Origin of the sequence: Undibacterium sp. Ren11W (assembly GCF_049340485.1) — a bacterium.
Taxonomy (GTDB): domain Bacteria; phylum Pseudomonadota; class Gammaproteobacteria; order Burkholderiales; family Burkholderiaceae_D; genus Undibacterium.
In genome coordinates this window covers 528,360-552,062 of the sequence record NZ_JBMPPB010000001.1, presented here as the reverse complement: position 1 = coordinate 552,062, position 23,703 = coordinate 528,360, and the positions used below count along the sequence as shown (strand labels likewise).

19 protein-coding genes are annotated in these 23,703 nt (G+C 47.8%); 8 read left to right on the top strand and 11 right to left on the bottom strand.

Features of this window, described 5'->3' with window-relative positions; genetic code table 11:
• Positions 1-128 precede the first annotated feature (128 nt).
• The 4 genes from ACO0K8_RS02520 to ACO0K8_RS02505 are packed head-to-tail and all read left to right on the top strand — an operon-like array spanning position 129 to position 2,997.
• Positions 129-338: a DUF3460 family protein gene (locus ACO0K8_RS02520; protein ID WP_422945044.1), complete on the top strand. Its 210-nt coding sequence runs from the start codon at positions 129-131 to the stop codon at positions 336-338.
• A 19-nt stretch (positions 339-357) separates the two neighbouring features.
• The gene (locus tag ACO0K8_RS02515; RefSeq protein WP_422945043.1) at positions 358-1,206 is read left to right on the top strand and encodes a segregation and condensation protein A; all 849 of its coding nucleotides are present in this window, start codon (positions 358-360) and stop codon (positions 1,204-1,206) included.
• A 46-nt stretch (positions 1,207-1,252) separates the two neighbouring features.
• Positions 1,253-2,104: a pantoate--beta-alanine ligase gene (gene panC / locus ACO0K8_RS02510; protein ID WP_422945042.1), complete on the top strand. Its 852-nt coding sequence runs from the start codon at positions 1,253-1,255 to the stop codon at positions 2,102-2,104.
• Positions 2,104-2,997: a cobalamin-binding protein gene (locus tag ACO0K8_RS02505; RefSeq protein ID WP_422945041.1), complete on the top strand. Its 894-nt coding sequence runs from the start codon at positions 2,104-2,106 to the stop codon at positions 2,995-2,997. Before panC ends, ACO0K8_RS02505 begins: the two co-directional genes overlap by 1 nt.
• Here ACO0K8_RS02505 and ACO0K8_RS02500 read toward each other — a convergent pair.
• On the bottom strand, positions 2,994-3,818 hold the full coding sequence (locus ACO0K8_RS02500) for a zinc-dependent peptidase (protein WP_422945040.1): 825 nt from the start codon (positions 3,816-3,818) through the stop codon (positions 2,994-2,996). The genes ACO0K8_RS02505 and ACO0K8_RS02500 overlap by 4 nt on opposite strands.
• Positions 3,819-4,026: 208 nt before the next feature.
• Between ACO0K8_RS02500 and rarD the strand changes: the two genes are divergently transcribed.
• Entirely contained in the window at positions 4,027-4,905 is an 879-nt protein-coding gene (rarD, locus tag ACO0K8_RS02495; RefSeq protein WP_422945039.1) for an EamA family transporter RarD, read from the top strand.
• A 38-nt stretch (positions 4,906-4,943) separates the two neighbouring features.
• Here the strand turns inward: rarD and ACO0K8_RS02490 are convergent, their stop codons facing one another.
• Entirely contained in the window at positions 4,944-5,387 is a 444-nt protein-coding gene (locus ACO0K8_RS02490) for a hypothetical protein (protein ID WP_422945038.1), read from the bottom strand.
• A 383-nt stretch (positions 5,388-5,770) separates the two neighbouring features.
• Between ACO0K8_RS02490 and ACO0K8_RS02485 the strand changes: the two genes are divergently transcribed.
• Together ACO0K8_RS02485 and rpoD are read left to right on the top strand one after the other, a co-directional pair.
• Positions 5,771-7,870 (top strand): TonB-dependent siderophore receptor, encoded by a 2,100-nt coding sequence (locus tag ACO0K8_RS02485; RefSeq protein WP_422945037.1) that lies wholly within the window; start codon positions 5,771-5,773, stop codon positions 7,868-7,870.
• A 451-nt stretch (positions 7,871-8,321) separates the two neighbouring features.
• Positions 8,322-11,384 (top strand): RNA polymerase sigma factor RpoD, encoded by a 3,063-nt coding sequence (rpoD, locus tag ACO0K8_RS02480; RefSeq protein ID WP_422945036.1) that lies wholly within the window; start codon positions 8,322-8,324, stop codon positions 11,382-11,384.
• Positions 11,385-11,581: 197 nt separating this feature from the next.
• Here rpoD and ACO0K8_RS02475 read toward each other — a convergent pair whose 3' ends face one another.
• From ACO0K8_RS02475 to ACO0K8_RS02440, 8 genes are all read right to left on the bottom strand, one after another.
• Complete coding sequence (locus ACO0K8_RS02475) at positions 11,582-12,133, bottom strand: AAA family ATPase (RefSeq protein WP_422945035.1); 552 nt, start codon at positions 12,131-12,133, stop codon at positions 11,582-11,584.
• Entirely contained in the window at positions 12,121-12,732 is a 612-nt protein-coding gene (pnuC, locus tag ACO0K8_RS02470) for a nicotinamide riboside transporter PnuC (RefSeq protein ID WP_422945034.1), read from the bottom strand. Before pnuC ends, ACO0K8_RS02475 begins: the two co-directional genes overlap by 13 nt.
• Positions 12,733-12,880: 148 nt before the next feature.
• On the bottom strand, positions 12,881-13,633 hold the full coding sequence (locus ACO0K8_RS02465) for an OmpA family protein (RefSeq protein WP_422945033.1): 753 nt from the start codon (positions 13,631-13,633) through the stop codon (positions 12,881-12,883).
• Between the two features lie 37 nt (positions 13,634-13,670).
• On the bottom strand, positions 13,671-14,657 hold the full coding sequence (gene tagF, locus ACO0K8_RS02460) for a type VI secretion system-associated protein TagF (protein ID WP_422945032.1): 987 nt from the start codon (positions 14,655-14,657) through the stop codon (positions 13,671-13,673).
• Entirely contained in the window at positions 14,654-18,487 is a 3,834-nt protein-coding gene (gene tssM / locus ACO0K8_RS02455; RefSeq protein ID WP_422945031.1) for a type VI secretion system membrane subunit TssM, read from the bottom strand. Before tssM ends, tagF begins: the two co-directional genes overlap by 4 nt.
• Before the next feature lie 35 nt (positions 18,488-18,522).
• Positions 18,523-19,980, bottom strand: a complete 1,458-nt coding sequence (locus tag ACO0K8_RS02450) for a hypothetical protein (RefSeq protein ID WP_422945030.1) — start codon at positions 19,978-19,980, stop codon at positions 18,523-18,525.
• Positions 19,981-20,040: 60 nt separating this feature from the next.
• The gene (locus ACO0K8_RS02445; protein WP_422945029.1) at positions 20,041-20,310 is read right to left on the bottom strand and encodes a PAAR domain-containing protein; all 270 of its coding nucleotides are present in this window, start codon (positions 20,308-20,310) and stop codon (positions 20,041-20,043) included.
• Positions 20,311-20,327: 17 nt separating this feature from the next.
• Positions 20,328-21,167: a M15 family metallopeptidase gene (locus ACO0K8_RS02440; protein ID WP_422945028.1), complete on the bottom strand. Its 840-nt coding sequence runs from the start codon at positions 21,165-21,167 to the stop codon at positions 20,328-20,330.
• Positions 21,168-21,424: 257 nt separating this feature from the next.
• On the opposite strand from ACO0K8_RS02440, the gene ACO0K8_RS02435 reads away from it, so the two are divergent.
• The gene (locus tag ACO0K8_RS02435; protein WP_422945027.1) at positions 21,425-22,453 is read left to right on the top strand and encodes a hypothetical protein; all 1,029 of its coding nucleotides are present in this window, start codon (positions 21,425-21,427) and stop codon (positions 22,451-22,453) included.
• Positions 22,454-22,573: 120 nt separating this feature from the next.
• Here the strand turns inward: ACO0K8_RS02435 and tssA are convergent, their stop codons facing one another.
• A complete protein-coding gene (gene tssA / locus ACO0K8_RS02430) occupies positions 22,574-23,653 on the bottom strand; it encodes a type VI secretion system protein TssA (RefSeq protein WP_422945026.1) in 1,080 nt (359 codons plus the stop codon).
• Between the last annotated feature and the right edge of the window lie 50 nt (positions 23,654-23,703).

The following is a 23,703-nucleotide window of genomic DNA, read 5'->3' as shown; positions in this document are numbered from 1 at the left end:
GCACATTCCCAACAACACGCTCAGATCTTCTGAAAACAATATGTCTGATATTGAGCCACAAGCGCTGATTTAGTGTATTTACAGGGTAAAATGCGGCTTCAAATCTTCTTTTTAGTGTTTACCAAACCATGAAATTTTCTAAGCAATTTCAATTGTATGAATCTGAAGCGACGCTTTTCATCAATCAATTGAAACAAAATAACGCACACATAGAACAAGATCAACGCGAAGGTCGCGCTCTGCTCTGGGATAAAGCGCCGCTAGACATAGATGCGCAAAAACGCAACGACGCTTGCCGCATTGAGCAACAAGCTTACGTCTATCAGTCCAAAAACTAAGCAGCAAGAATAAGCCTAGATGCAAACATTGCCGGCAATCGATTTACCTCTGATTGGTGAAAAGGACAGCACTCCAGATACGGTAGATGGGTTAGCGTTTGCCAAATTATATGGCGAACCTCTATTTAAGTTACCAAATGACTTATATATACCGCCCGATGCTTTAGAGGTATTTCTCGAAGCTTTCGAAGGCCCGTTGGATCTCCTGCTGTATTTGATACGCAAGCAAAATTTCAATATCCTTGACATTCCAATGGCGCAAGTCACTTTGCAATATTTGACCTACGTCGAGCAAATTCGGAAAAGTAATCTTGAATTGGCTGCTGAATATTTGTTGATGGCAGCTATGCTGATTGAAATCAAATCACGCATGTTATTGCCTAGCAAAAAAAGTCCTATAGGTGACGAAGTTGATGATCCGCGTGCAGCACTGGTACGCCGCTTATTGGAATATGAGCAAATGAAATTAGCTGCCTACGATCTCAATGCAATTCCACAGCTAGGACGCGATTTTCTCCACTCGCAAGTTTTTATTGAACAAAATACCGTGCTGCACTGGCCGGAAGTTGATATTAGCGATCTACAAGCTGCATGGGCAGATGTGATCAAACGCGCAACATTGGTGGCGCATCATAAAATTAGCCGGGAAGAACTCTCGGTACGTGCCCATATGAGTAGTATTTTGCGACGATTGCAGACCACGAAATTTGTCGAGTTCTGTGATCTATTCGACCCTAGCAAAGGAGCGCCAGTTTTAGTGGTTAATTTTGTCGCTTTACTAGAACTTGCGAAAGAGACCTTGATCGAGATCACTCAGGCTGAAGCATTTGCTCCTATTTATGTACGTTTAGCTTACTCTCCAAACTGAAGCAATTCGATTTGAACTTCAGATTTCTTATCCATAAAATTTTTACATGAAAATAATTTCCTCGATAGAAGAACTACGCGATCAATTGCGCGGTCAGTTGCGTACTGCATTTGTTCCAACCATGGGTAATTTGCATGAAGGCCATCTCTCGTTAATGCGCTTAGCGAGACGACATGGCGATCCTGTAGTTGCGTCCATTTTTGTTAATCGATTACAGTTCGGACCAAACGAAGATTTCGACAAATATCCTCGCAGCTTTCAAGCCGATGTAGAAAAACTCGAGAAAGAAGGCGTGTATGTATTGTTTGCACCGACTGAAAAAGATCTCTACCCAGAGCCACAAGAGTATCGAGTACAACCGCCCGATCAATTGGGAAACACACTAGAAGGCGAGTTTCGCCCCGGGTTTTTCACTGGGGTCACTACGGTCGTGTTGAAATTATTCTCATGTGTGCAACCTAAGGTTGCCGTGTTTGGCAAAAAAGATTATCAGCAGCTTATGATCATCCGCAATATGTCCAAACAATTTGCATTGCCGACTGAAATCATCGCGGCAGAAACTTGGCGCGCGGACGATGGCCTCGCACTGTCTTCGCGCAATGGCTATTTGTCTGAAGCAGAGCGAAAAGAAGCGCCTATTTTGTATCAAACTCTGAACGAAGTTGCCGTTGATGTTCGTAACGCGAGAGAAAATGGCAATGTGAACTTGCTCGCGATAGAGCAAAAAGCCATGGAGAAACTTGCTCAGCGCCATTGGAACCCCGATTACGTATCTATTCGCAAACGCGATGATCTGCAAGCGCCATCGCTTGCAGATCTCGAAAAAAATGCTGAGTTGGTGGTCTTGACCGCAGCTAAACTCGGCAACACGCGTTTGATCGATAATTTGGAAATTTAATGTGCAAAGTGTTTTACTACTGCCTGCTACTGTTTAGCCTATTTTCAGCAGCAGATAGCTCCTATGCCAGCATTTCAGTGCAGGATGATGCAAAGCACATAATCAAGTTGAATGCACCCGCAAAACGCATCATTAGCCTGGCGCCGCATGCAACAGAATTATTGTTTGAAGCTGGTGCCGGACACTTGATAGTCGGCGTCAGCGATTATAGCGATTATCCAGCGGCGGCGACCAAAATCACCACAATTGGCAATATTTTTGCACTTGATCTGGAGCGTTTGATAAAACTCAAACCTGATCTAATTGTAGTGTGGGGAACGGGCAATGCAAAGCTGATCGCCGACAAACTTCGTGGGCTACAGATTCCAGTCTACGAGAGCGAACCGCATAGTTTCGAAATGGTAGCTAGCTCTTTAGAACGCCTGTCCATCTTGACAGGGTTTGACGAAACTGGCGTTGCGGCAGCAAATAGGTTTCGAACTCGCCTTGATTTACTTCGCAAGACCTACAAACTGAAACCGTCTGACAAAGCACTCAGTGTTTTCTACCAGGTATGGGGCAATCCCTTAATGACATTGAATAAGCAGCATTTGGTCTCATCGGCGATCAGCCTGTGCGGCGGAGTAAATATTTTTGGCGAGCTCAAAGACCTTAGCCCTAGTATTACGATAGAGGCGGTGCTGGCAGCGAACCCCCAAGTCATTATTTCCACCAGCGGGGAGCAACAAGATCATCTCGCAAACTGGTTGCAGTTCAACAAATTAGCTGCCGTCAGCAAAGCAAATCTCTACACAATTAAAGGAGACTGGTTAAATCGTGCCGGACCGAGAATACTCGACGGCACAGAAGAGCTCTGCAAAAACTTAAAAACAGCAAGAGCAAAGTCACCCTAATTCCAGTGACGTGGATCAACCTGATAGTACGCCCGGAGCTGCTCAAACAACTCAGGATGAAAGTTCGCTAAGTCTGCACTTTTTTCAAAAAACGCTTCTGTTGCAACAGCAAAAAATTCCGCAGGACTATTTGCGCCGTAATGATCCAACACGTTAAACTGACCAGCCTCGGCTGCCGTCTTCAAGGCCTCAAATTCTCCTGAAAGAATTTGGGACCAGCGTCGATAGCTTTCTCGATTCAATAGACGTGGAGCTCCATTGGTAGCACCTGTCTCGCTATCGAGTTGATGGGCAAACTCATGTAAAACGACATCGTGACCCGCGGGCAGTTTAGCTGAAGTTTCTGAGTTTTTTTGTATATGATCCCATGCTAGGATAACTCTCCCATCGCTCCATGATTCCCCAGACAACGTTTGATTGGCATGCGTGACTATTCCGCCCAAACTGGTTTCCAGACGTGGCACTACAAATGCGGAAGGATAAACCAATACCAGTTTCAAATCAGGATACACAGCGGTCGTGCGATTCAACAATAACATACAGGCCTTGGCCGCAATCGTCACTCTGATCTCGTCATCAATGATCTGCCCTCCACATCCTACAAATTTTTTTTGATGCAAAAATTGTTTAATCAGTCGCTTTAATTGCAACTGTAAATCAACTGGCATCCTTGAATACGCAGGCAGATTTCGTCGCAAAATTTTTACAAAATCGGATGGAAAAGCTCGACCAATAGCACGACGTAAACGATATGCAGGCAAGAATACGCTGATGCCGATCCCCAGCGAGAGTAGCGACAACAGCGCCATTATTTGTTCCATAAAACATCTAGCCTTACAGTTCACATTACTATGAGTAAATCAGCTTTTTGAGCAGCAACACTACAAAACAGTTTTTTCTCGATTTCGTAATTGTACGAAGTAGATGGGACTCAAAAATGAAATATCAATGTAAATAGCGCGTTGAGCAGAGTATTAAGATAACTGAGATAATCTCAATTCTTTTAATACAAGTTTTCGATAGAATTGAATGCGCAAAGGGATACTGTACGCGACCATTTGTTATTCGGCCTGGGGTTTATTTCCACTTTACTTTAAAGCCCTGCATGAAATCACACCATTAGAAATTCTGCTCTACAGAATGCTATTTTCTTTAGCATTTTTACTGGCGATTTTAAGCTGGCGCAATCAATGGTCATGGGTACGTCACGTGATCAGCAAACCAAAGTTAATAGCAGGGTTCTCGGCAAGCGCTCTACTACTGTCTGTTAACTGGTTTATCTATATATGGGCGATTAACAATGGAAGAGTGATCGACGCTAGTCTGGGATATTTCATAACACCTTTAGTCAGCGTCCTGCTTGGTTATACTTTTCTGCATGAGCGATTACGCCATTTACAAAGTATTGCGCTAGGATTAGCCGCTGCCGGAGTTGCATGGCTTACATGGCAAACTGGTCATCCGCCATGGATAGGCTTAGCACTTGCGCTGTCTTTTGGCACTTATGGCCTACTGAGAAAAACCGCAGCCTTAGGTCCGCTAGAGGGATTATCTCTGGAAACCGCCCTACTCTTTCCATTTGCGCTAGGTTATTTAATATGGCTAAACCAGAACGGACAAACCACTTACCTCGCAAGTAGCGATAGCGCCCGCTGGCTACTTTTTGCCGCAGGCCCGATTACAGCAATTCCGCTACTGCTGTTCGCAGCTGCTGCCCGGCGCATTCCTATGGCGACCCTAGGAGTCTTACAATACATTTCACCCACTTTGCAATTAATACTCGGAGTCTATCTCTACAATGAGTCGTTTGGTTCAGCACGACTCTTGGGTTTTCTCGCGATATGGCTAGCGCTAGTGCTCTATTCTTTCGAAGGTATCAGAAACGCGTTCCTTAGCAAGAAAATATAATTTACTTCGCAACAATTAACCTTGCATTTATACCTGCGCTAACTGAACTCACGCATCCACAATTGCGCTGTCTCTAAATTATCAAAAATAGCAAACGGCCAATCAACGGCAGCATAATTCTTAATCGCCGCGGGTGCCATGAAGGCAAGACCTTCAAGATGCTTAGGAATGACATAGGCACTCGCCTTGTGCGCGAGGCCGCTCACTTTTAACATCTTCAATAACTCGGCATGACCAATCATTACCTCGGGTGACGCCAGTACACTTCCTGAAAAAACGACAATCTCGGTAAATGGTCCTAGTTTAGCAAGACTAGTGAGAAACTCTCCCTCAAGTGCTACCAAAGCATTCATTAACTCAACATTAAATGGCCCGCAAGCGTGCACAAAAATGGTGTTACCAATCAACTCCATGTCCACCTGACCATGGAGTTTGAACGTCCCTTGTGCATGATGTACTGTACTGTTTTTTATTTTTTTCATTCCACGCCTATCTTTGACATCACGGTGTGATGCACCTCGTCAAGAATACCAATATATCGCAGTATACAAGATCGCCTTTGCTTGCCAAGTCCCACGTTTCGCCTGATGTCAGGCATTGTTGCAACGCAAGAACAGCGGCTGAAACTCATAAGGCTTTTGTGGTAAAGTACGGCCTCGCTAGGGGTCCTGGATTGTTGAAAAATTCGCCTGCACTTAAGGGTGCTGCTATTTTTCTGATTTGGGTGAGAGAGTCCCTTCCTACCTGATCTGGATAATGCCAGCGAAGGGAAGCGCAAAGTATTTCCCTTTTCTTTGTTTGCTCCCGCGCCACCCAAGTCCAATCAGACCTTGTTTGCAATAACGCGCTACAAAAAGAGCACATCATGTCAAAGAAAAATCATCGTCACTCAGCACTTACATTAGCTATCGCACAGGTACTCGTATTTGCCCCATCGGCATACGCCCAAAGTAGGGAGCAATCTCTACAGGAAGTTGTAATCACTGGCAACAAAGAAATCGACTCACAAGTGCGGCTCAGCAAAGCTGGCGGCTTCATTGAAGTGCCTTTACTGGAGACGCCAGCTTCAGTCGCCGTTTTCACTCAAGCACAAATACAGGATTTACGCATACGCCAAACTAGCGATGCAATGAAATTCGATGCCAGCGTCAACGACGCGTATAACGCAGTTGGCTACGCCGAGCAATTCTCCATCCGCGGCTTCGCACTTGACAATGCATCAAGTTACCGTAAGGATGGTTTTGCCATTCCCGGCGATGCTTCAATCCCACTAGAAAATAAAGAACGTATAGAAGTGCTAAAAGGCATAGCAGGCTTCCAGGCTGGCTTTGCAACTCCTGGTGGCATCTTGAACTATCTCACCAAACGCCCTAGCGCAGCGCCTGTACGTTCCGCCACGCTGGAAGTCAGTGAACGTGGTACGACTTATGGCTCCATCGATCTTGGTGGGAGGTCGGACGATACGCGTTTTGGCTATCGCATCAACGCCGCCGGTGAACGCATGCGCTCCTATATCAAAGGTGCCGATGGTGAACGCCAGTTCGTTTCTGCGGCCTTCGATTGGCATATCAGTCCACAAGCCTTGCTGCAACTCGACCTCGATTACCAACATAAATCACAATTGTCGGCGCCTGGCTTCCAGCTATTTAATGGCACTGACCTCCCCTCGGGCATCAAGGCTGACATGATGCTCAACGATCAGCCATGGGCCAAACCAGTTGACACCCGCAATAGCAACCTCGGTCTGCGCTTTGAATATCAGATCAATTCTGACTGGACTGCCTCGATAGCTGCAAATAAGCATGAATTCAAGCGTGATGATTACACCGCCTTCCCTTCTGGCTGTGGCATTTTGGTTGCGGGCTATTGCGCAAACGGCGACTATTATGTCTTCGACTACCAGAGCGTCAATGAATCCAAGTCCCTGCTAGCCACTCAAGCTCAGCTCAATGGCAAATTCTCTACCGGCGGCGTTCGTCATGAATTTGCCACCGGTGTCTCAAGCTCACAGCGTCGCGACTATTTCGGCGACTACGTCTATGAAAAGGTAGGCACTAGTAATATTTTCCATCCTGTAGTCATCCCGCAATCGAACGGAACTACCCGCTCTGTCGCGCTGCGACGCACCGACAAGGAGTGGTCAGCGTTTGCGCAAGACATCATCTCGCTCAGCAATACTGTGAAACTACATCTTGGCTTGCGCCATCAACACATCAGCCGCGCCGACTATGACAACAGCCATCTATTACCTAACGCGGCACTAGTCATCAAACCCGCAGGTAACTGGTCGATTTATACGGCGTATAGTCAGGGACTAGAAAACGGCGGCATTGCATCAAAAAATACCAGCAATGAGAATGTAATGTTATCCCCAGCCAAATCGCGCCAACTTGAAATCGGAACAAAAGCAGAGTTGAGCCGCGACTTATCCGTTTCGGCAGCCATATTCCGCATCAACAAGCCACTGGAGTACATCAATGCCAACAACCTCTATGTCAGTAATGGCGATGCCATACACACTGGCCTGGAACTGTCGGCGCAAGGCAAATTAAGTCCACAATTAAGCATGGGCGCAAGCATCACCGCGATCGATGCACGCCAGAAAAACACTGGCGACCCGCTGCTCGAAGACAAACGAGTGACCAATGTGCCCAATCTTAAATCTACCGTGTATCTGGACTACGCCCTGCAACAAGTCAAGGGCTTACATCTCAACACCAGTTGGCAACACGCTGCCAGTAAAGCGTTCAGTCCTGACAATAAGATTTCGGTACCCGGCTATGATGTACTCAATTTTGGCGCACGCTACACTGTGCCCGTTGCGGGCGTCGTCACCACCATTCGTTTAAATGTCGACAATGCACTAGACAAATTCTACTGGCGCGATGTGACGCAATCCTCAGGCGGCTACCTATTTCCAGGAGCTCCACGCACCTACAAACTGTCGGCCCAATTTGACTATTAATCTTACATTTCCTATTAACTAAGAATTAAAAAGACTGGGGGGCAAACTCAGTCTTTTTCACATTAAAAGAATATAAATTGAATCATTAAAATCAAAACAAATACTGCGCCTCTCTAAAATCTGCCTTTATCGGCTAAATTTCGAAAATCTAGCGCAGCTGGAACTTGTCAAGAACAGTGAAGCCGTGGATAATCCTGTCCTCGTCCCTTTTTCAAGAACCTGTTTGAACGAAAGAAAACAGCCCGCTTTAACCAGCGGGCTTTTTCATCTAACTGTTCATGATCTGTAGCGAGCGATCTTCGTCTTAACGAGTTCAAATAAAAACCTCACAGCTTTTGTTTGGACCAGTAACTTAGGTCACGACCATCAGGTCAGCACATCAAGAGGTTCTCGTTTTTTGCTCTTGCCACACATATTGACAAGTAATTGTTGTCGTACTCGATTTTGTTACATGAAAAACAGCTTAACTGACACTACTCTCTCCTCTGCCGCAACTCTCACTACAAAAACAGCGTCTACCCTTACGATAGGAAAGAACACTCTGCAGCGTAAACCTACGGAGCAAGCGAGAACCATCGTCGTGCAGACTGGTGCCCATGAAGAAATTTCTTCAGGCGAAACCACAATGGCTGCAGCTGTTACCGTGGTCGTGACCAAACGACGCTCACGCTTGCTGGGCGTGGCAGAATCCGCACCGGTGGCGGCTAAAGACGAAGCCGAAGCAGAGGCTCGAACAGAGGCAGAACAGGATGTGCAATCTAGCATAACGCCAAACGGCATCGTGCCAATACCTGCTCAGCTGACCGCACCGACTGGCTCCGAGATGACAAGCAGTGTTCACGCTAACATGCAAATTGATACTTTGTCTGACGAGCAGATAGAGGCGCAAATCCAAGCCCTTATTGCCGCCCAAGCACGCCTAATGTCGGACCGAGATGCGAAGAAGGCTCCGTACCGACAAATGGAGAGCGCAGCTGTTAAAACCACTGTCAGCGCAGCGCCTATCATGAGCAAAGCTATCGCTGTCGCGCCACCTACGATAGTAGTTCCTGCGATTTCAGCGCTCGCACCAGTAATCGAGCCAGTGCTTGTTCCAACAATCGCTCCAACAATCGCTCCAACAATCGTTCCAGTGATCGCCCCTGTGGTCGCGGAATCTTTAGTGCTACCAGACTATGAGCAATACGGCGACGACTATAATTTTTCAACGGCAGAAAATAGTAATACCAAAGCTGCGGCAGTCGTAGTCATTAAGAAATCGTCGTCTCGACTTCTCAAAAAAGCGATTACTACCGAGAGCATAGCAACTGAAACTCAATCAGCAACATCGCCCGCAGTGCAAGCGCCAGAAATCAAGCGTGAGCCACGCGTCTTCACAGCGAAAGCCACGCCAGTAACGAAATTCAGCCCTCGCAAAGTAAATTCGCCAGAAGCGGCTGCTGCACCGTTTAAAATCTCTGACATCGACACCTCTGGCTATGTCATGCCGTCACAAAGAGAGGCGGCTAAACGTGGTCGCAAACCATCTTCGCCACAAATTTACAACGAAGAAATCCATGCACTCAATGCAGTTGAGTCGTCGGAATTGAAGCGAGTTGCCAGGGCCAAGGCAAAAAAATCCGGTACTGGTGCTGGCCTCACTGATGCGGCAGCCGCAGAGCAACTTGCGCATTACCGCTCCAAACTGGCCAAACTGATTAACCTCGGCAAAGATCGCAGTTATTTGACGCACAGGGAGATCAATGATCACCTGCCCGATAATGTCGCCGATCCCGAAATGATACAAGGCATCATCCGCACCCTCAACGACATGGGTATCGCGGTGTACGACCAGGCACCTGACGCGACCATGATGTTATTGACGGATAATGTTGCCACCGCTATCAGCGAAGACGATGCAGAAGCCACTGCAGCTGCGGCGCTGTCTACTGCCGATTCTGATTTCGGCCGTACCACGGACCCAGTGCGCATGTATATGCGTGAAATGGGTGGCGTTGAACTGCTCACACGCAGTGGCGAGATAGAAATCGCCAAGCGTATCGAAGACGGTCAGCGCGACATGTTGCAAGCGCTTTGTTCCTGCCCAGGCACCATCGCCGAACTTCTGGCGCTGGGTGAAAAGCTCAGTAACGATGAAATTAGCGTAGACGATATCGTTGACGGCTTATTTGACCCTAACGCCAGCGACAATTTAGCGGTGGCAAGCAGCACCGCCAACGCTGACGCGGATGACGAAGAAGAGGACGAAGAAGATGACGATGCAGCTGCCAGTGCCACTAGCGTCAGCGCCGAACAATTACAGCAATTAAAAGCTGCGGTTCTGCAAAAACTCGCCATCATCGGGCTGCGTTACCAAGAAATGACACAAGCACGTGCCCGCGACGGTTATCAGTCCGCGGCCTGCAATCAGGCGCAAAAAGCGATTTCTGATGAACTCTTAGGTATCCGTTTCACGGTCAAGACGCTAGAAAAACTGTGCGACAGTCTGCGCAAACAAATGACAGAGTTGCGTCAGACCGAAAAGCGCATGTTAGAACTACTAGTGAACAAGTGTGGCATGCCACGCGCACAATTCGTCACTAGTCTGATGCGCAATGCCACTGAAGCAGAATGGCTAGAAACCGAAATGGAAAGCGGGCAGCCATATTCCGCATTGCTAAAGCGTCACATCCACGCCGCGCGTGAATTACAAGGCAAAATGATCGCCTTGGAACAGCAGGTAGAATTGCCGCTGAGCGATTTACGCAGCATCAACAAACAAATGGTCGCTGCGGAAAAACGCGCGGCCGATGCCAAGCGCGCCATGACAGAGGCCAACTTGCGTCTGGTAATTTCGATCGCGAAAAAATATATCAATCGCGGCTTGCAATTCCTTGATCTGATTCAGGAAGGCAATATCGGTCTGCTCAAGGCAGTAGAAAAATTTGAATATCGCCGCGGCTATAAGTTCTCAACTTATGCCACCTGGTGGATCAGACAGGCGATTGCACGTGCGATCGCAGATCAGGCACGCACTATCCGCGTGCCTGTGCACATGATAGAAACGATCAATAAATTGAATCGCGTGAAACGTCAATTGATGCAGCAAACCGGCTTGGATCCAGACTCGGCAACCATCGCCGAGAAAATGGATTTACCGGAAAGCAAAGTACGTGAAATCCTCAAGATTGCCAAAGAACCGGTCTCGCTCGATGTTCCGATCGGCGACGATGGTGATTCGCAACTGGGAGACTTCATTGAGGATGGCATGACGCTGTCACCTATGGCGGCCGCAATGCAAGCTTCGGTACAAGAAAAACTCAAGGAAATTTTAGACTCCCTGAGCCCGCGCGAAGCCAAGGTCTTACGCATGCGTTTCGGCCTGGAAATGGCTAGCGACCATACACTGGAAGAGGTCGGCAAGCAATTCGATGTCACCCGCGAACGGATACGTCAGATCGAAGCGAAGGCAATGAAAAAACTACGCCACCCTTCCCGCTCCGAACATCTGAAGAGCCTGCTGGAAAGCCACTAAGCGCTGCCGGCTAAGCGCTGAATGCAGCGCTGGCCGAAAAACTGAACAGGGCAGCCCGCCAGCGCGCAATAGACATGCGCCTGCTGGCGGCATCTGGCCTGAAAGGCGCATGCCTATTGCGCAAGCGGGCATGCACTAATTTAAAATTCAGGTCGAGGCTGGCTCAGTTTTCGAGCCCGTATTGCAGCCCTTATCTACTAACCCAGTAAAAAATTCAGCGCAAACTCTACCTGCTCGACTCGCTTTTTTAAACTGCCTTCGACCAGTAAGAACGGGATATCGCGCTGCTCCAATAGCGTGAGTAAATCGTCATGAACGCGCTGCCGCACAGCCGCCGATTCACGTTGCAAGCCATCTGCCGTCCAGGGAAAATCAGGCGCGGTCACCAGCGTAAAATCGTAGTCATGCTCTTGCTCCAAATCCTCTAGCGCTGGTGCTACACGCCCAAAATAATGGCGACTGTACAACGCCGTCATCATTGGCGTGGTATCGCAAAATAGCCAGGCATTCGCATGCTGGGCCGCAGCATGCTCTCTTTCCATCTGAGTCCTGGCAATCAGCAATTGCTCATCTTCTTTAGGAACACGCTGCTGCGCATCGACAAATTCACGTAAGTATTCGGGCACCCAGACAGTTTTATACTGTTGTGCCAAGGCTTCTGCCAGTAGCGATTTACCGGAGGACTCGGCACCAAGTATGGCGATACGATTGACGCTATCTACGTCAACTTGGGTGTTTATTTGGGACATTGTTTACTCCAGACACGCAAGCCCATGATCGCCATCAGCACAAACAAGGCATACAGAATTGCGGTCAACATCAGATTTTTATACACATATAAACCGACATACAGTACATCGACGATGATCCATACATGCCAGTTCTCGAGTTTTTTGCGGGATAACAGCAACTGACCTAGCAAGCTGCCAGCGGTCAGAAAACCATCTGCGTACGGGACATCGGTATCGGTAAACGATTTCAAAAACCAGGACAACAAAACAAAGCCCACACCCCAAGCCAAGATGCCATACACACGTTGCCTGGCGCTGAGGCGTGAAACAACAGGGACGATAGGTGCTAACCGGGACGATTTTTCGGTAGATGCACCTAACCACACATACCAACCCCATACCGACACCAGGACAAAGACAAATTGCAAAGCCATATCACCGTACAGGCGCGCATCAAAAAATACTACTGCATACAACGCAGAAGATAAAATCGCAAACAGCCACGCCCAATGCAGCTGACGGATATTCAAGCCGACGGTAATGACCGAGAGTAAGAAAGAAATTAATTCTAAAGGCGTCGTGATGAAGCCGAACAATAAAGGCAGAGCTTGATTCATGCAGCGCGTTTCTATCAGAAGAGTATGGCGCTAGCAGAAAAATAGCACCGGAGAATGGCGCCATTATCACTGATAAGAATAAGCTTGTCATTCATGAAGCAGCATGAATGACAAATATCAAGCCCCCCGCTTAGCAAGCGGCCGGGGCTTACTGAGCTATACGAAACTCAATGCGACGATTGCGGGCGCGCCCATCTGCCGTATCATTACTGGCGATAGGCCGATCTGGCCCCTGCCCCAAGGTGCTCATACTCTCAAGCGCGATGCCGCGACTAGCCAAATATGCCTTCACTACTTCTGCACGGGCATTGCTCAACGCGAGATTACTGGCACGCAAACCCTGATTATCGGTATTGCCTATCACCTCAAGTTTTTTGTTCTTGAGTTTCAACAGAGGTACCGCCAGCTCATCAAGTATGCTTTGCCCGGTGGCAGTTAGAGTGGTTTTACCTGTCTCGAATTCAACAATGCGGTTTCCTAAAGTCGTATCCAACACATTTTGCTCAGAAGCAGAAACACGCAGACCGTTATTGACGGTGTAAGTAGGATTCAAATTGGTCGCGATATCGCTGGCGATCTGCTGCCTTTGTACCTCGTTGACGACCTCACCGCGCACGCTGACCGCATTGCCATCAATTTTCAATTGACCTTTACTAATCAATTTCAAATTCGGACCTATCATTTTTTGCACATAAGTATTCCAGTTTGCAGGCAACACAACCGCACCTACGGCAACTTGATCGACCACGTTCTCAGCCCCATATAATTCTTTTACCTTAGCGAGGATACCCGCCTTACTAGCTTCATCCGGGACCGTACCACTGACTAATATCTGACCTGGTTTAGGTGTGGCCACAGGCGGCGCGGATTGCTGCGCGTTCGCCAAATTTGAGCAAGCCATGAAGCAGGCTATGACTATAACAAGATAATGCATAAGGCTAAATTCCAATAAAAGTGGTCGCAAACTGATCTAGCGTAGTTTTCAAGGACAACTCGGGCTGAGCCAGGTAACTGGAAAACTTTTTCAAGCCGAAATCGGATCCAAGTTGATCTTCTACCCATTGCGCATGATCGAAAGATATATGATGTTCTTTACCGATTTGTGGATCAAGAATCGCCTGCAGGCTGCGCGCCGACGCACCACTAAAACCTAAGACCATCGCCGGATGCTGATCTAACTGGACAAAAAACAGTGCCAACTCAAAATCGGCGCGGGATAAGAATGGAGTAATCAAATGCATCCAGAATGCCGCCACTAAATAGCGATACATAGGATCACTAGGCAAAGGCAGCACCAGGCTTTTTTCCAGTCGGCTACTGTTGCTCGCCATCACCGGTTGCAATAACATGCCCAAAGCAAGTATCAACTGTCTAATGTTCCCCTGAAAACCCGCTTGCGCTAACATACGATCAAGCGCACCGAGTGTCTGCATATCCAAAAAATCACTGAAGGCCGCGTCGTAGGCGTTATTCCTCACTTCCAGTTCTATTTTGGTTGTCGCCAGTGTCTGCAAAGGGATAGCCGGATCTGCCGCGGCGACAATGCCTACTCCCTGCACTGCCAAACGATTCCACAATCGCGATAAGATAATAGGACTAGAACTGACAAATTCTGTGGGCTCATCAATTTCCATTTCACTCATGGTTAAAAATGGAAATCGTCGCTGCGCCATATCGCTACTGGCAATAATATGGCCAGCAATGGCACGTTTTTTTCGTGGTCCTATAAAGGCAAAATCCAGCGGTTTTGCACCATCGTAACCTATTTTCCAACGCGGATCTTCCGCCAGCAATGCCATGGTCTGGGCCAACCATCCATCCAGAACTTCGATCAGGGCAAGATTATCCGCCGCTTTTATAAAATCTCCCCGGCTCGGAATTTTACCGAAATAACCGACGCGAGCCTGTGTAGTGGTATTGCTCATTTTACGGCTCCAGTAACATTCGAGGCAGAACTAACTTGAGTAACTACCGGTGCAGTAAGCGGCGCATTAGCCGCCGCCAAAGCAGGTGCGCCAAGTACAGTTTCCGGCAATTTCATTCCGCGAAATCCCTTGCCCTGTGGACTAGCAGTATCCGCATTTGCGTTTGGCATGCTAATAACTTTTAGATTGATCGCAATTGAGATACCTCCGTTAGTCCAAGTAATTTCGTGTACACCGCCTTCTTTCGCTTTCTTAGCAGAAGCTTCCATCAAACGGGTAAAACCATATTTCCCTGGAAAATTCGCCACCTCTATCACTCTGCCATCAAAAGTCGTAGCCGTGATACGAGCACCAGGCACGCCTTGCTGACTTGGCCAAACCAACTGCGACCACTGCGCCTGGGTATTTCTATAACGTATCTGCTGGCCGTCAATTTCTATGGTGTATTCGGTAGTACCAGGTGCGGCCAGGGGTAAAATCTGAAATACCGATTGTGCCTCTGCGGTATTTGCAGATGGAACTCCTGCTGCGCTTAAAGGTGCAACCCAACTAGCGAAATTAGCCGTTACCTCGGGCACCAAAGTCACACCCATATCGGCCCATGTTTTAGGGATCAGAGTATCGCCACGCCGCACTAGCAAGGGCCCCATCGATGTATTAACAAATTTGGCGATCGCCCCTTCGCTACCAAATATCAGGCCTATCTCAGCTCCGTTTGCCTCGATTTTAGATTCAGGTGAGAACGGATACTTGCCAGCCAGAGATTTTTGGAAAGGCTCATATACTTGCGCCAACCAGATTTTATTCATCTCTGATTCTGTCGGTTTAATAATCACGGCAAAGGTCTGCATCAAAGGACGGACCAAGATAGGCCGCAAACTCTGCTTCTGGCCATCCGTCATGCCGACCAACATTTGTTCATCGACAAATTTGAGTGTTTCGCCCAGCTCAGAGCCACTGCCATCCAAAGTCTGCTGCATCATTTGTTTAGCACCTGGTCCGGTGTCACCCTGATTTTTTAATTGATTAAAACGACTACGCAATTTCGACAGATTCGCCATATAGCCGCGCATCAATGAGGCGTCTTTGTCCTTGACCACGATCAACTTGGCGATCCCAGAAAATTCCTTGCCTATCGGGCCCATAGGTATGTCGGTTTTCGCAGCATTCACATTTAAGCTCAAATTCACCTGCGATGGCGACTGGCGCAAAATGCTTTCCTTGAACCATTCAATAAAACCGCGCTGGGCGCGCTGCAAGCCCTCGTTGACCATGGACGGGTTGTCCCAGGAGGTTTCGTCGTAGACCGTGGTGATCAATTTATTTAATGGCGAGGACTGCGGGTCACCCAGACGATTCATGGCATTGACCGCGGCATCAAAACCATTCAAGTCGACCACGGATATGCCTTGCATAAACTTCTGCCACTCTTTACTGTATTCGGTTTTATATTGATTGATCAGGGCTTTTTGAATTTGCTCCGGACTACCCTCTAGTGTCAAATCGTCTTTAGCTGAGGTTTTCAAGACCCAATCAGCGCTTTGCAATTCTTTGTTAGCAGCTTCTTTAAAAGCTGGCCCGACGAACTTCTCCCACGCTTCGCGGGTAAATGCTCCGGATATTGCATAGCTACCGACGATGAGCTCTTTATCCTGATCGCCCACGATACGCCCCACAGTCACACTAGGGAAACGCGTGGCAGCACGTGCCTTGACATCGGCATACACACGGTCGCGTGCAGGCATCCCCTGCACCACGCGCCGCAAACTTTCTCTAGACTGATCCACCAAGGACAGACGATTCTCTACCACCGGCCAGGAAGGGTCGTTAGTCTGCGCCAGATAGAAGCTAATAATACGTTCTGCGCTGCGTATCATTTCATCGCGTGTCATGCTGCCGCGATTACTCTCCAGCCATGATCGCCAGAAACGGGTCAACTGATCGTTCAAATGTCCCGATTCAGCGCGACTTCTATCGCCCAGCATCAAATAGGTTTTTAAAGCGTTATACGCATCTTCAACATTGTTAGGTGAGGCGTCTTTATATGGATGTCCATTTGCCACAGCACTCGTTGCAACGGCCGCTGCCGGGTCTACACTAGCACCGACAACGACAGGCTGCGGCGCCTTATGTGCCGGTTCAAGCTTATCGCCGGCCGCATTCATTTCAGTTAAAAACGCTTCGAGATTGGCGCTCACCGGCTTCAACATAATTTCTTTGATGCCAGAGAAATACTCCTCACGCAATTTGCGTTCCAAAATATCGCCCTGATACAAGCCAAAACCTAATTCTATGGGGCGATTCTCGTGATATTTTTCCAGCTGTTCTATCCGTTCCTGCAAGACTTCCAATGCTTCAAAACGAGATTGCAGATCTAATTTTTTCTCCTGCAATTTAATGACTTTATCCAGGTCAGCCTGAACATTTGCAGTCAATTGACGATTCGCCACGTACGACCAGCTAAGAGCAGCCAGTGATAAGCCGACTAGCGTAGTGGCTGCAAAAAACGCAGCGTAACGCCAGCGAATTTTGCTGCGGCTAGCATATTGAGAAACCAAATCTTTATCCGCAAAAATGACCTTACGGAATAGATCAAGCAGGAAGAACCCATGCTGAGAGGTGATTTCGGTTTTCTGCGCTCGCTGCAATTTGAGATTAAATCTATCGGCGATACGCTCCGAAGACGCGCTAACCGCACTTCCCTCTTGCAAAGCACTGGTTAAATAAAAACCCCGAAACACTGGCTTGAACTGAAACGGATTTTCTTCAAATAAGGTCGCAATAAAAGCGCGCAAAGGATTTTTAATCGAAGAAAATTCCAAAGGAAAAGTGAATACCCCGGCTTGCATTCTGTCACCGTGATTCATCGCCATATTTGCCAAACTCATTTGCTTGAGACCGTCATAGAGCTCATCAAACCTCTGGTCAAAAAACTCAACCACATCTTGATTGGTATTTTTTAAGCTGTACGGCAGAGTCGCACCCCAGACCCTATCTTTTTCGGCTCTGTCGGTATCGAGGAAAAATTCATTAAAACCTGCAATCAAATCGGCCTTAGTAAACACCACATACACGGGAGCAAAAACTTCCAGCTTCTCAGTCAACTCCTGCACCCGCTGCCGTAAATTTTTAGCCAGATTAATCCCAAACTCTGGCCGATTGGAGGTTAATTCAGTGATACTGACGGCGATAATGATGCCGTTAATGGGGGCCAGTTTTCTGTGTTTTTTAAGTAAAGATAAAAACCCAAACCATTCCGCCCTATCTTCTTCATGCACCGCGTAACGACCCGCGGTGTCTAATACGATGCCATCGGTAGTAAAGAACCAATCGCAATTTCGGGTTCCGCCTATGCCGTGCACCACTTTGCCGGTTTTATCTGCGTAGGGAAATTGCAAACCAGAGTTGGCGATGGCTGAACTTTTTCCCGCGGCAGGATTGCCAATGATCATATACCAAGGCAGCTCGTACAACGCCGCAGAACCTGAGACCAGACCGAGCTTGGAGCCTTTAATGGTCGTGATCGCCTCCAGCATACGTTTGCGTATAGTGTCGACTTCGCTACGCTTCAATCCGTCAACGTTACTTGCTGACTTAGTCGCCTGCTGCTCCAGCATATTGCCCAAACCATCACTAGCCTGCTTGACTCTCCAGCGCCTGTACAACTTTGCTGCCAGCCAAAAAAGCAAGGCCACTCCCAGCAAAATAGCAACCCAGATTAGTCCAATCTCGAGACTGCTTGCGCCGATCAGGAGAAAAGCAGCGAGCGCCGCAAAACCGATAAAAGCCAAAGTGCGCGTATCAGTCAAAAACTGCCAAATTCTTTGCATAGTAAGTCAATAGGTTTAAAGTTAAGTGTTGATTGCTAGGCAGTCACTGTCGTTGCCATTACCCAGGGGCTGAGTAAAACAACTGAACGTTCGTGATTGTCAATATTACTGACACACAGACTTGAACTTGCTTCGCTGAGCACATGCTGATGTGCCAGCACAAGAGCGGCCAGACTGGCAACAGCGCCAATTTCACCACAAGCATGTGTCAATTTAAAATAGTGCAGGGTCGAATCTAGTTCTGGAAATAACTCATATCCCATCCCCAGCAATTCGGTGGCGCGACTAACGCGATGATCCGCATCCGAACAAATCAGTTTGATATCGGCAGCGCCAATCTTACCTAGCTTCAATGCGTCTTGCGCCATCGTCAAGAGTAATTGATGGCTGATTTGCCCACTGGCATCTGCAGATTTATCACGTTGACTTAGCAGGGCGCGGTGCAATCTGACGCTGTTATCACTTGCCATCAACAGCGTTTGCGCATCATCCGCGACCAACACGCCAGCGGCACCCTCACCAGGTATGCTACCGCTCATATTCTGAGCTTTGAACAAGACCCCAGCCTCCTCCCAGCGTTCGATACTATGTTCACTGACATGCGACTCACAGGCGATCACAATTCCAAAACATGACTGAGACAAGCGAAATGCATCCAACATCAAGCGATCTAACGCCAACACCGCACGACTTTTAGCACTTTGCCGTTCTAGACGTATCGTAATTTTTTCCGCTGGCCAGCCTTGCTGTTGAATGACATGACAAAACCAATCGAGCACCCTGCCACGTTTTTCTAGCACCCAGGACTCAGGTAGTAGTGCCACCAGTTGCAAATTGGGTAGCGGCATCGCCTCGCGCAAGTGGGTCTGCGCTGCCACATAAGCCTCTAATTGCGGATGACTCACTGCTTGCTGCGCCAACTCAATGAGCACCGCGCTGCTTAAAGAGATCGCACGCAATTGCTCGCGACTCCAATCAAGATCAGATTTATTCTGTGCGCCTGAAAATTCGGACAAAGCCTCTAACTGCGCCGCTTCATCGAGCTCAGCGATACGTCCTGTCAACACAGGAAAGCCATTGGCATCGGTCAATTCTGGATCAAGATTCAAACTCACTTCATTCGCGACGAACTTGCTAGTGAGACTCTCGGCACTGTCGCCGTGCGGCAATCTAATCGCAGTCGCCAGCAGGCCTAGCGACAAGCTGCGCTCTTGTTCTGCAGTGCGATCATCCGGGCTATCTGCGTTGGCTATTTGGGCTTTACCACTGTCTGCCGCTTTAGCATCTGGACCAGGTTTACTGGTCGCCATACCCCAGGCTTTGCTAATCATCCACACGGAAATCAATACGGCGATAGGGGCAGCAACAAAATAAAAAGCAATATCGCTCGCATTAGGAATGCGATTACTGGCCGTCCAGGAATATATAACCGCCAGCCAGACCAGCGCAAAAACGCTGCCAATCAATAAGCCTTTACTCAGCCATCCACGCATCAGATTTGACTCGCTTTACTCATAATTCAGTGTCATTACTCAGTGTTCGAAAATTATTGACTACAATTGGTCTAACGTTGCAGCCTGTGTCGGTATCAGGACAGCGCCACAGGAAGTTTTATCACCCTCGCGGGCAACTGCCTTACCATCAATAATCAAACTAAAATCGCCGCTAACGATGGGGCAGGTTCCATGCCCGGGAATAGGACAGGAAACCTTATCACCAACACGCGCAACTTTAATATTCCCACTATCGGTTTGTGCGGAAGCCTCTAACACGGTGCCACCGTGCGAAGTTTTATCTCCCAAACGTATAAATGGCTTAGACATATTTTCCCTAACTCAACTTACTTCTTCAACACCTCAGGTTTACGTAACTCTGTATGCCCGAAATCCATCATCTTCCAGCGGCCACCCCAGGTGAGCCCCATAGATTCAGCAACTTCTCCAAACAATTCATAGCCCTTCATGGCCCAAGGATCTTTTTCTGAAATCACCAATTTACCGTCGCGAAAAAACGCGCAATCTGCAGCTAAACCATATTGATGGTAGCTTTGAAAGGCCTTGGCGTTAGTTACATGCGTCCCCATTTCGGCCAGCATATTTTGACGTTCCGGACTACGGTAACCCTCTATGATCGCCATGTCATAGCCGTACTTGTCTTTCATAAGCTTGAACGTCATCAACAGTCGCTGAGTAAAATCGGCATTCAACAATTCCCAATTTCTGCTTGCGCTCACTAGCATAGGACGCTCAAATAACACTTCCTGGGTAGCAAACACGGCCGGAGGCAATGGCAATGGCGCGACTAATAGCTCCCCCTTCAACAAATCTGCAATTTGCACATTCACATTGCGCATAGGGGTATCAAACCCATCCAAACTATTGCGACTACCAAGTAAGACCGCAAGCAGGGGTGGCAATCCCAGCAAGACAAAACAGCCTAAAACGAGCCAGTAATGGGAAAAAATCCAGCGCCAAAAACTCACCAGAACAGATTGAAACGAGTTAAACAAGGAGCCGCTTTTATTTTTTGTTTGATTTTCAATTTGAGAAAATTTTTGCCCTAACCTCGCCCCAAAACCAGCCAAGACAGCAGTGAACACATCACGACCAGTTGGAAATAAAAACAACCAGGCAGCAAAGCACGCAAGCAAAAAGTACAAACCTACTATCAAAAAAAACACAGCCACTCCAGCATCAAGCTTGCAAAAACAGGAATTTGCTTACTTAGTAGCAAACAGATATAGACCAAAAGGCAACACATTAATACCGAAGAGATAATTTAGCAAACAAATATTGGTAATAATTTGTTACAACTTCAATAATTGGCAATAAGCTTACAAAACGCTATAATTTATCATGTATTTGCATTTTATTAATGTGTAATTACCACTATAATTTTTTCCCGCTACATCTAGTCATAAAAAAAGGAGCTGCAATTTTGGGACACTCGGAACAAGGTCATCAACCAAACACCAGGCCGAGTCTGCTATCCAACTCTGATGAAAAAAACACTACGGCTGTGAATATTTTGTCTGGCTTGGAAGGGCTAGGAAAAGCCAAGCCAAGCACCCAAGGCTCTGGAAAAAAAATCAGCTACATCTCACTGCTGGTGATACTCCTCGCTGGAGTCGCCGCATCATTAATGTACTTTCAAAATCCAAGCACGCCTCTTCAGAACAAGGGCAGCATTAGTAAGTCGAATCTCAGTGCCAATCCTAGCTTAGCCTCCGGCAATGCGATCAATATCGCGTCTTCAGCTATAAGTTTGCCCAATGATCAGCAAATAACCGCCAGCGCCAGCACAACACCCGCAGATGGGGCCGGCGAAAAATCGGCTGCAATGGCGGCAACCATCATCACTGAAGCAAGTGAAAAGCAAGTATCAAAAAACGAAGAGAACCCTTTCTCTAGCATGATTAGCAATGAAAAAATCGCGACTTCAGCGTCGTTGCCAACAAATGCCAGTGCAACGGCGAGCGGCAAAAAAGACGACAAGAACTCGTCAAACATCGCAACAAAAACAGTCAGCGCGCAAGTCAAGCCTCCCAGTGATAAACCAGCTAAAAATATCGGCATCGCTAGTAATGACGTAAAAAAAGAGAGCCCGCCAAAATCAAAAAATAGCACGAGTGCTGAAAGTGATATCGCTCTAATCAGTGCCTTAATCTCACGTGACACAGACAATCACAAGGCGAAGCCTGACAAACACACCCAGGATATTGTCGAACGTAAGCCTGGTGACAAGACCAAAAATCTATTGGCCAGATGTAAAAATTTAGGGGGCTTGGAAGCTGATTTGTGCCGTAGCCGTATATGTTCCGGCCAATGGGCAAATGAAAGCGCTTGCCTGGCACCTGACAATACATCTTCTCGTGCTAATTCGAACGGAAGTACAACGACAGGTGAACTATCAAAAGAAAATAGTTCAGCGACTAATGCCGTCGAAGTGGTGAATAAGAAAATTTGACATCGTAATTTCCCGCAAAGATCCTGAACAGTCGTTCAGGATCTTTTTTGCAATGCGTACTTTACTGAATTAATTTTTAAAGCAGCGGCATGTTTACCTAAGCAAACAAGGCCAGAGCGCTTAATTATTTTCCGGTGGCAACTTCAATCCCAGCAATTCTTCTACGTGGGCCAAAGAGCCTGGATCTTTGATGACCGTACTTAACCAGGTATGCAAGGACATCTCACCCCAATGCGCGGCTTTATCTGCCAGATAGGCGACCGGACTATGCGGTTCAGTACGCCGAAAAAAATCGGCGACCGAGCGCAATTGAGCCAAAGCTTGATCGCGAGTCTGAAAACCGTTGCCGTGACTAGGCATCATATTTTGTGGCATGGCAAAGTTTCCCTGTTCTGTGCTTTCTACCAAATTCGCTAACGATTGGCCGCTATCAGCAGCAACGGTCTGCACGCCCGACTCTTGTGCAACTCTGGCGATGATCGTTACGGCGCCTTCTATACATTCTTTGGCAGCTGAAAATCCTGGCCCATCGATTCCCAAGCGCGCATCAACGGCTAATTCCAGTTGCTTTAGGTTGGCGAGGCAACGTTGCGCGTCATTGAGCAATTTTTCATGAAACTTCCGGCTGCTTTTACGCCTTGCCGCTTCCAAATCCGCTAATTTCGGGCCCTCTTCCGGACTCTTGCCCTCCATCGCAAGTTTTTCGGCATTCGCGGAACGTGCCCTGGCTGCTTCAAAATCTAATTGTGAGTAAGCGGTACCACGACCTTCGGTTAAAGGCATTTCTTTGACCAAGGGGATGGTACGCGTCAGTATCCAAAATAGATTACCGATGCGCTGCTCCTGATCGCCATCATCCGGCAAGGGGTACATGCCATCCCAAAACTGATCGCACAGTTTTGCTAATAGCAAATAGCCATCAGCCAAACCGGCGAAATGATCGACCTTGGCACTGGCTTCAGTTAACCAGACCGCTAGACGCAAATCCTTGCTCTTAGTGGCGATCAGTGAACTACATTGTTCAACCACAAAAGGCCAATTGGCACTCTTCAATTCCGTCACCCACTCACCTTGCTCCAGCGAGGGATCGTCGTAGCGCCGCGCTTCCACGATGGCGTCGATCTCACGTGAAAATGAGAGATCTTCACCGCAAGGGTCACTTTCAGCGATAGGGTCTAATACTTTATTTAAGTCAAACATGGTGCAGGTATTCCTAATGAATGGAGTCGGCGTTTTCTTTGCGCAGCGTG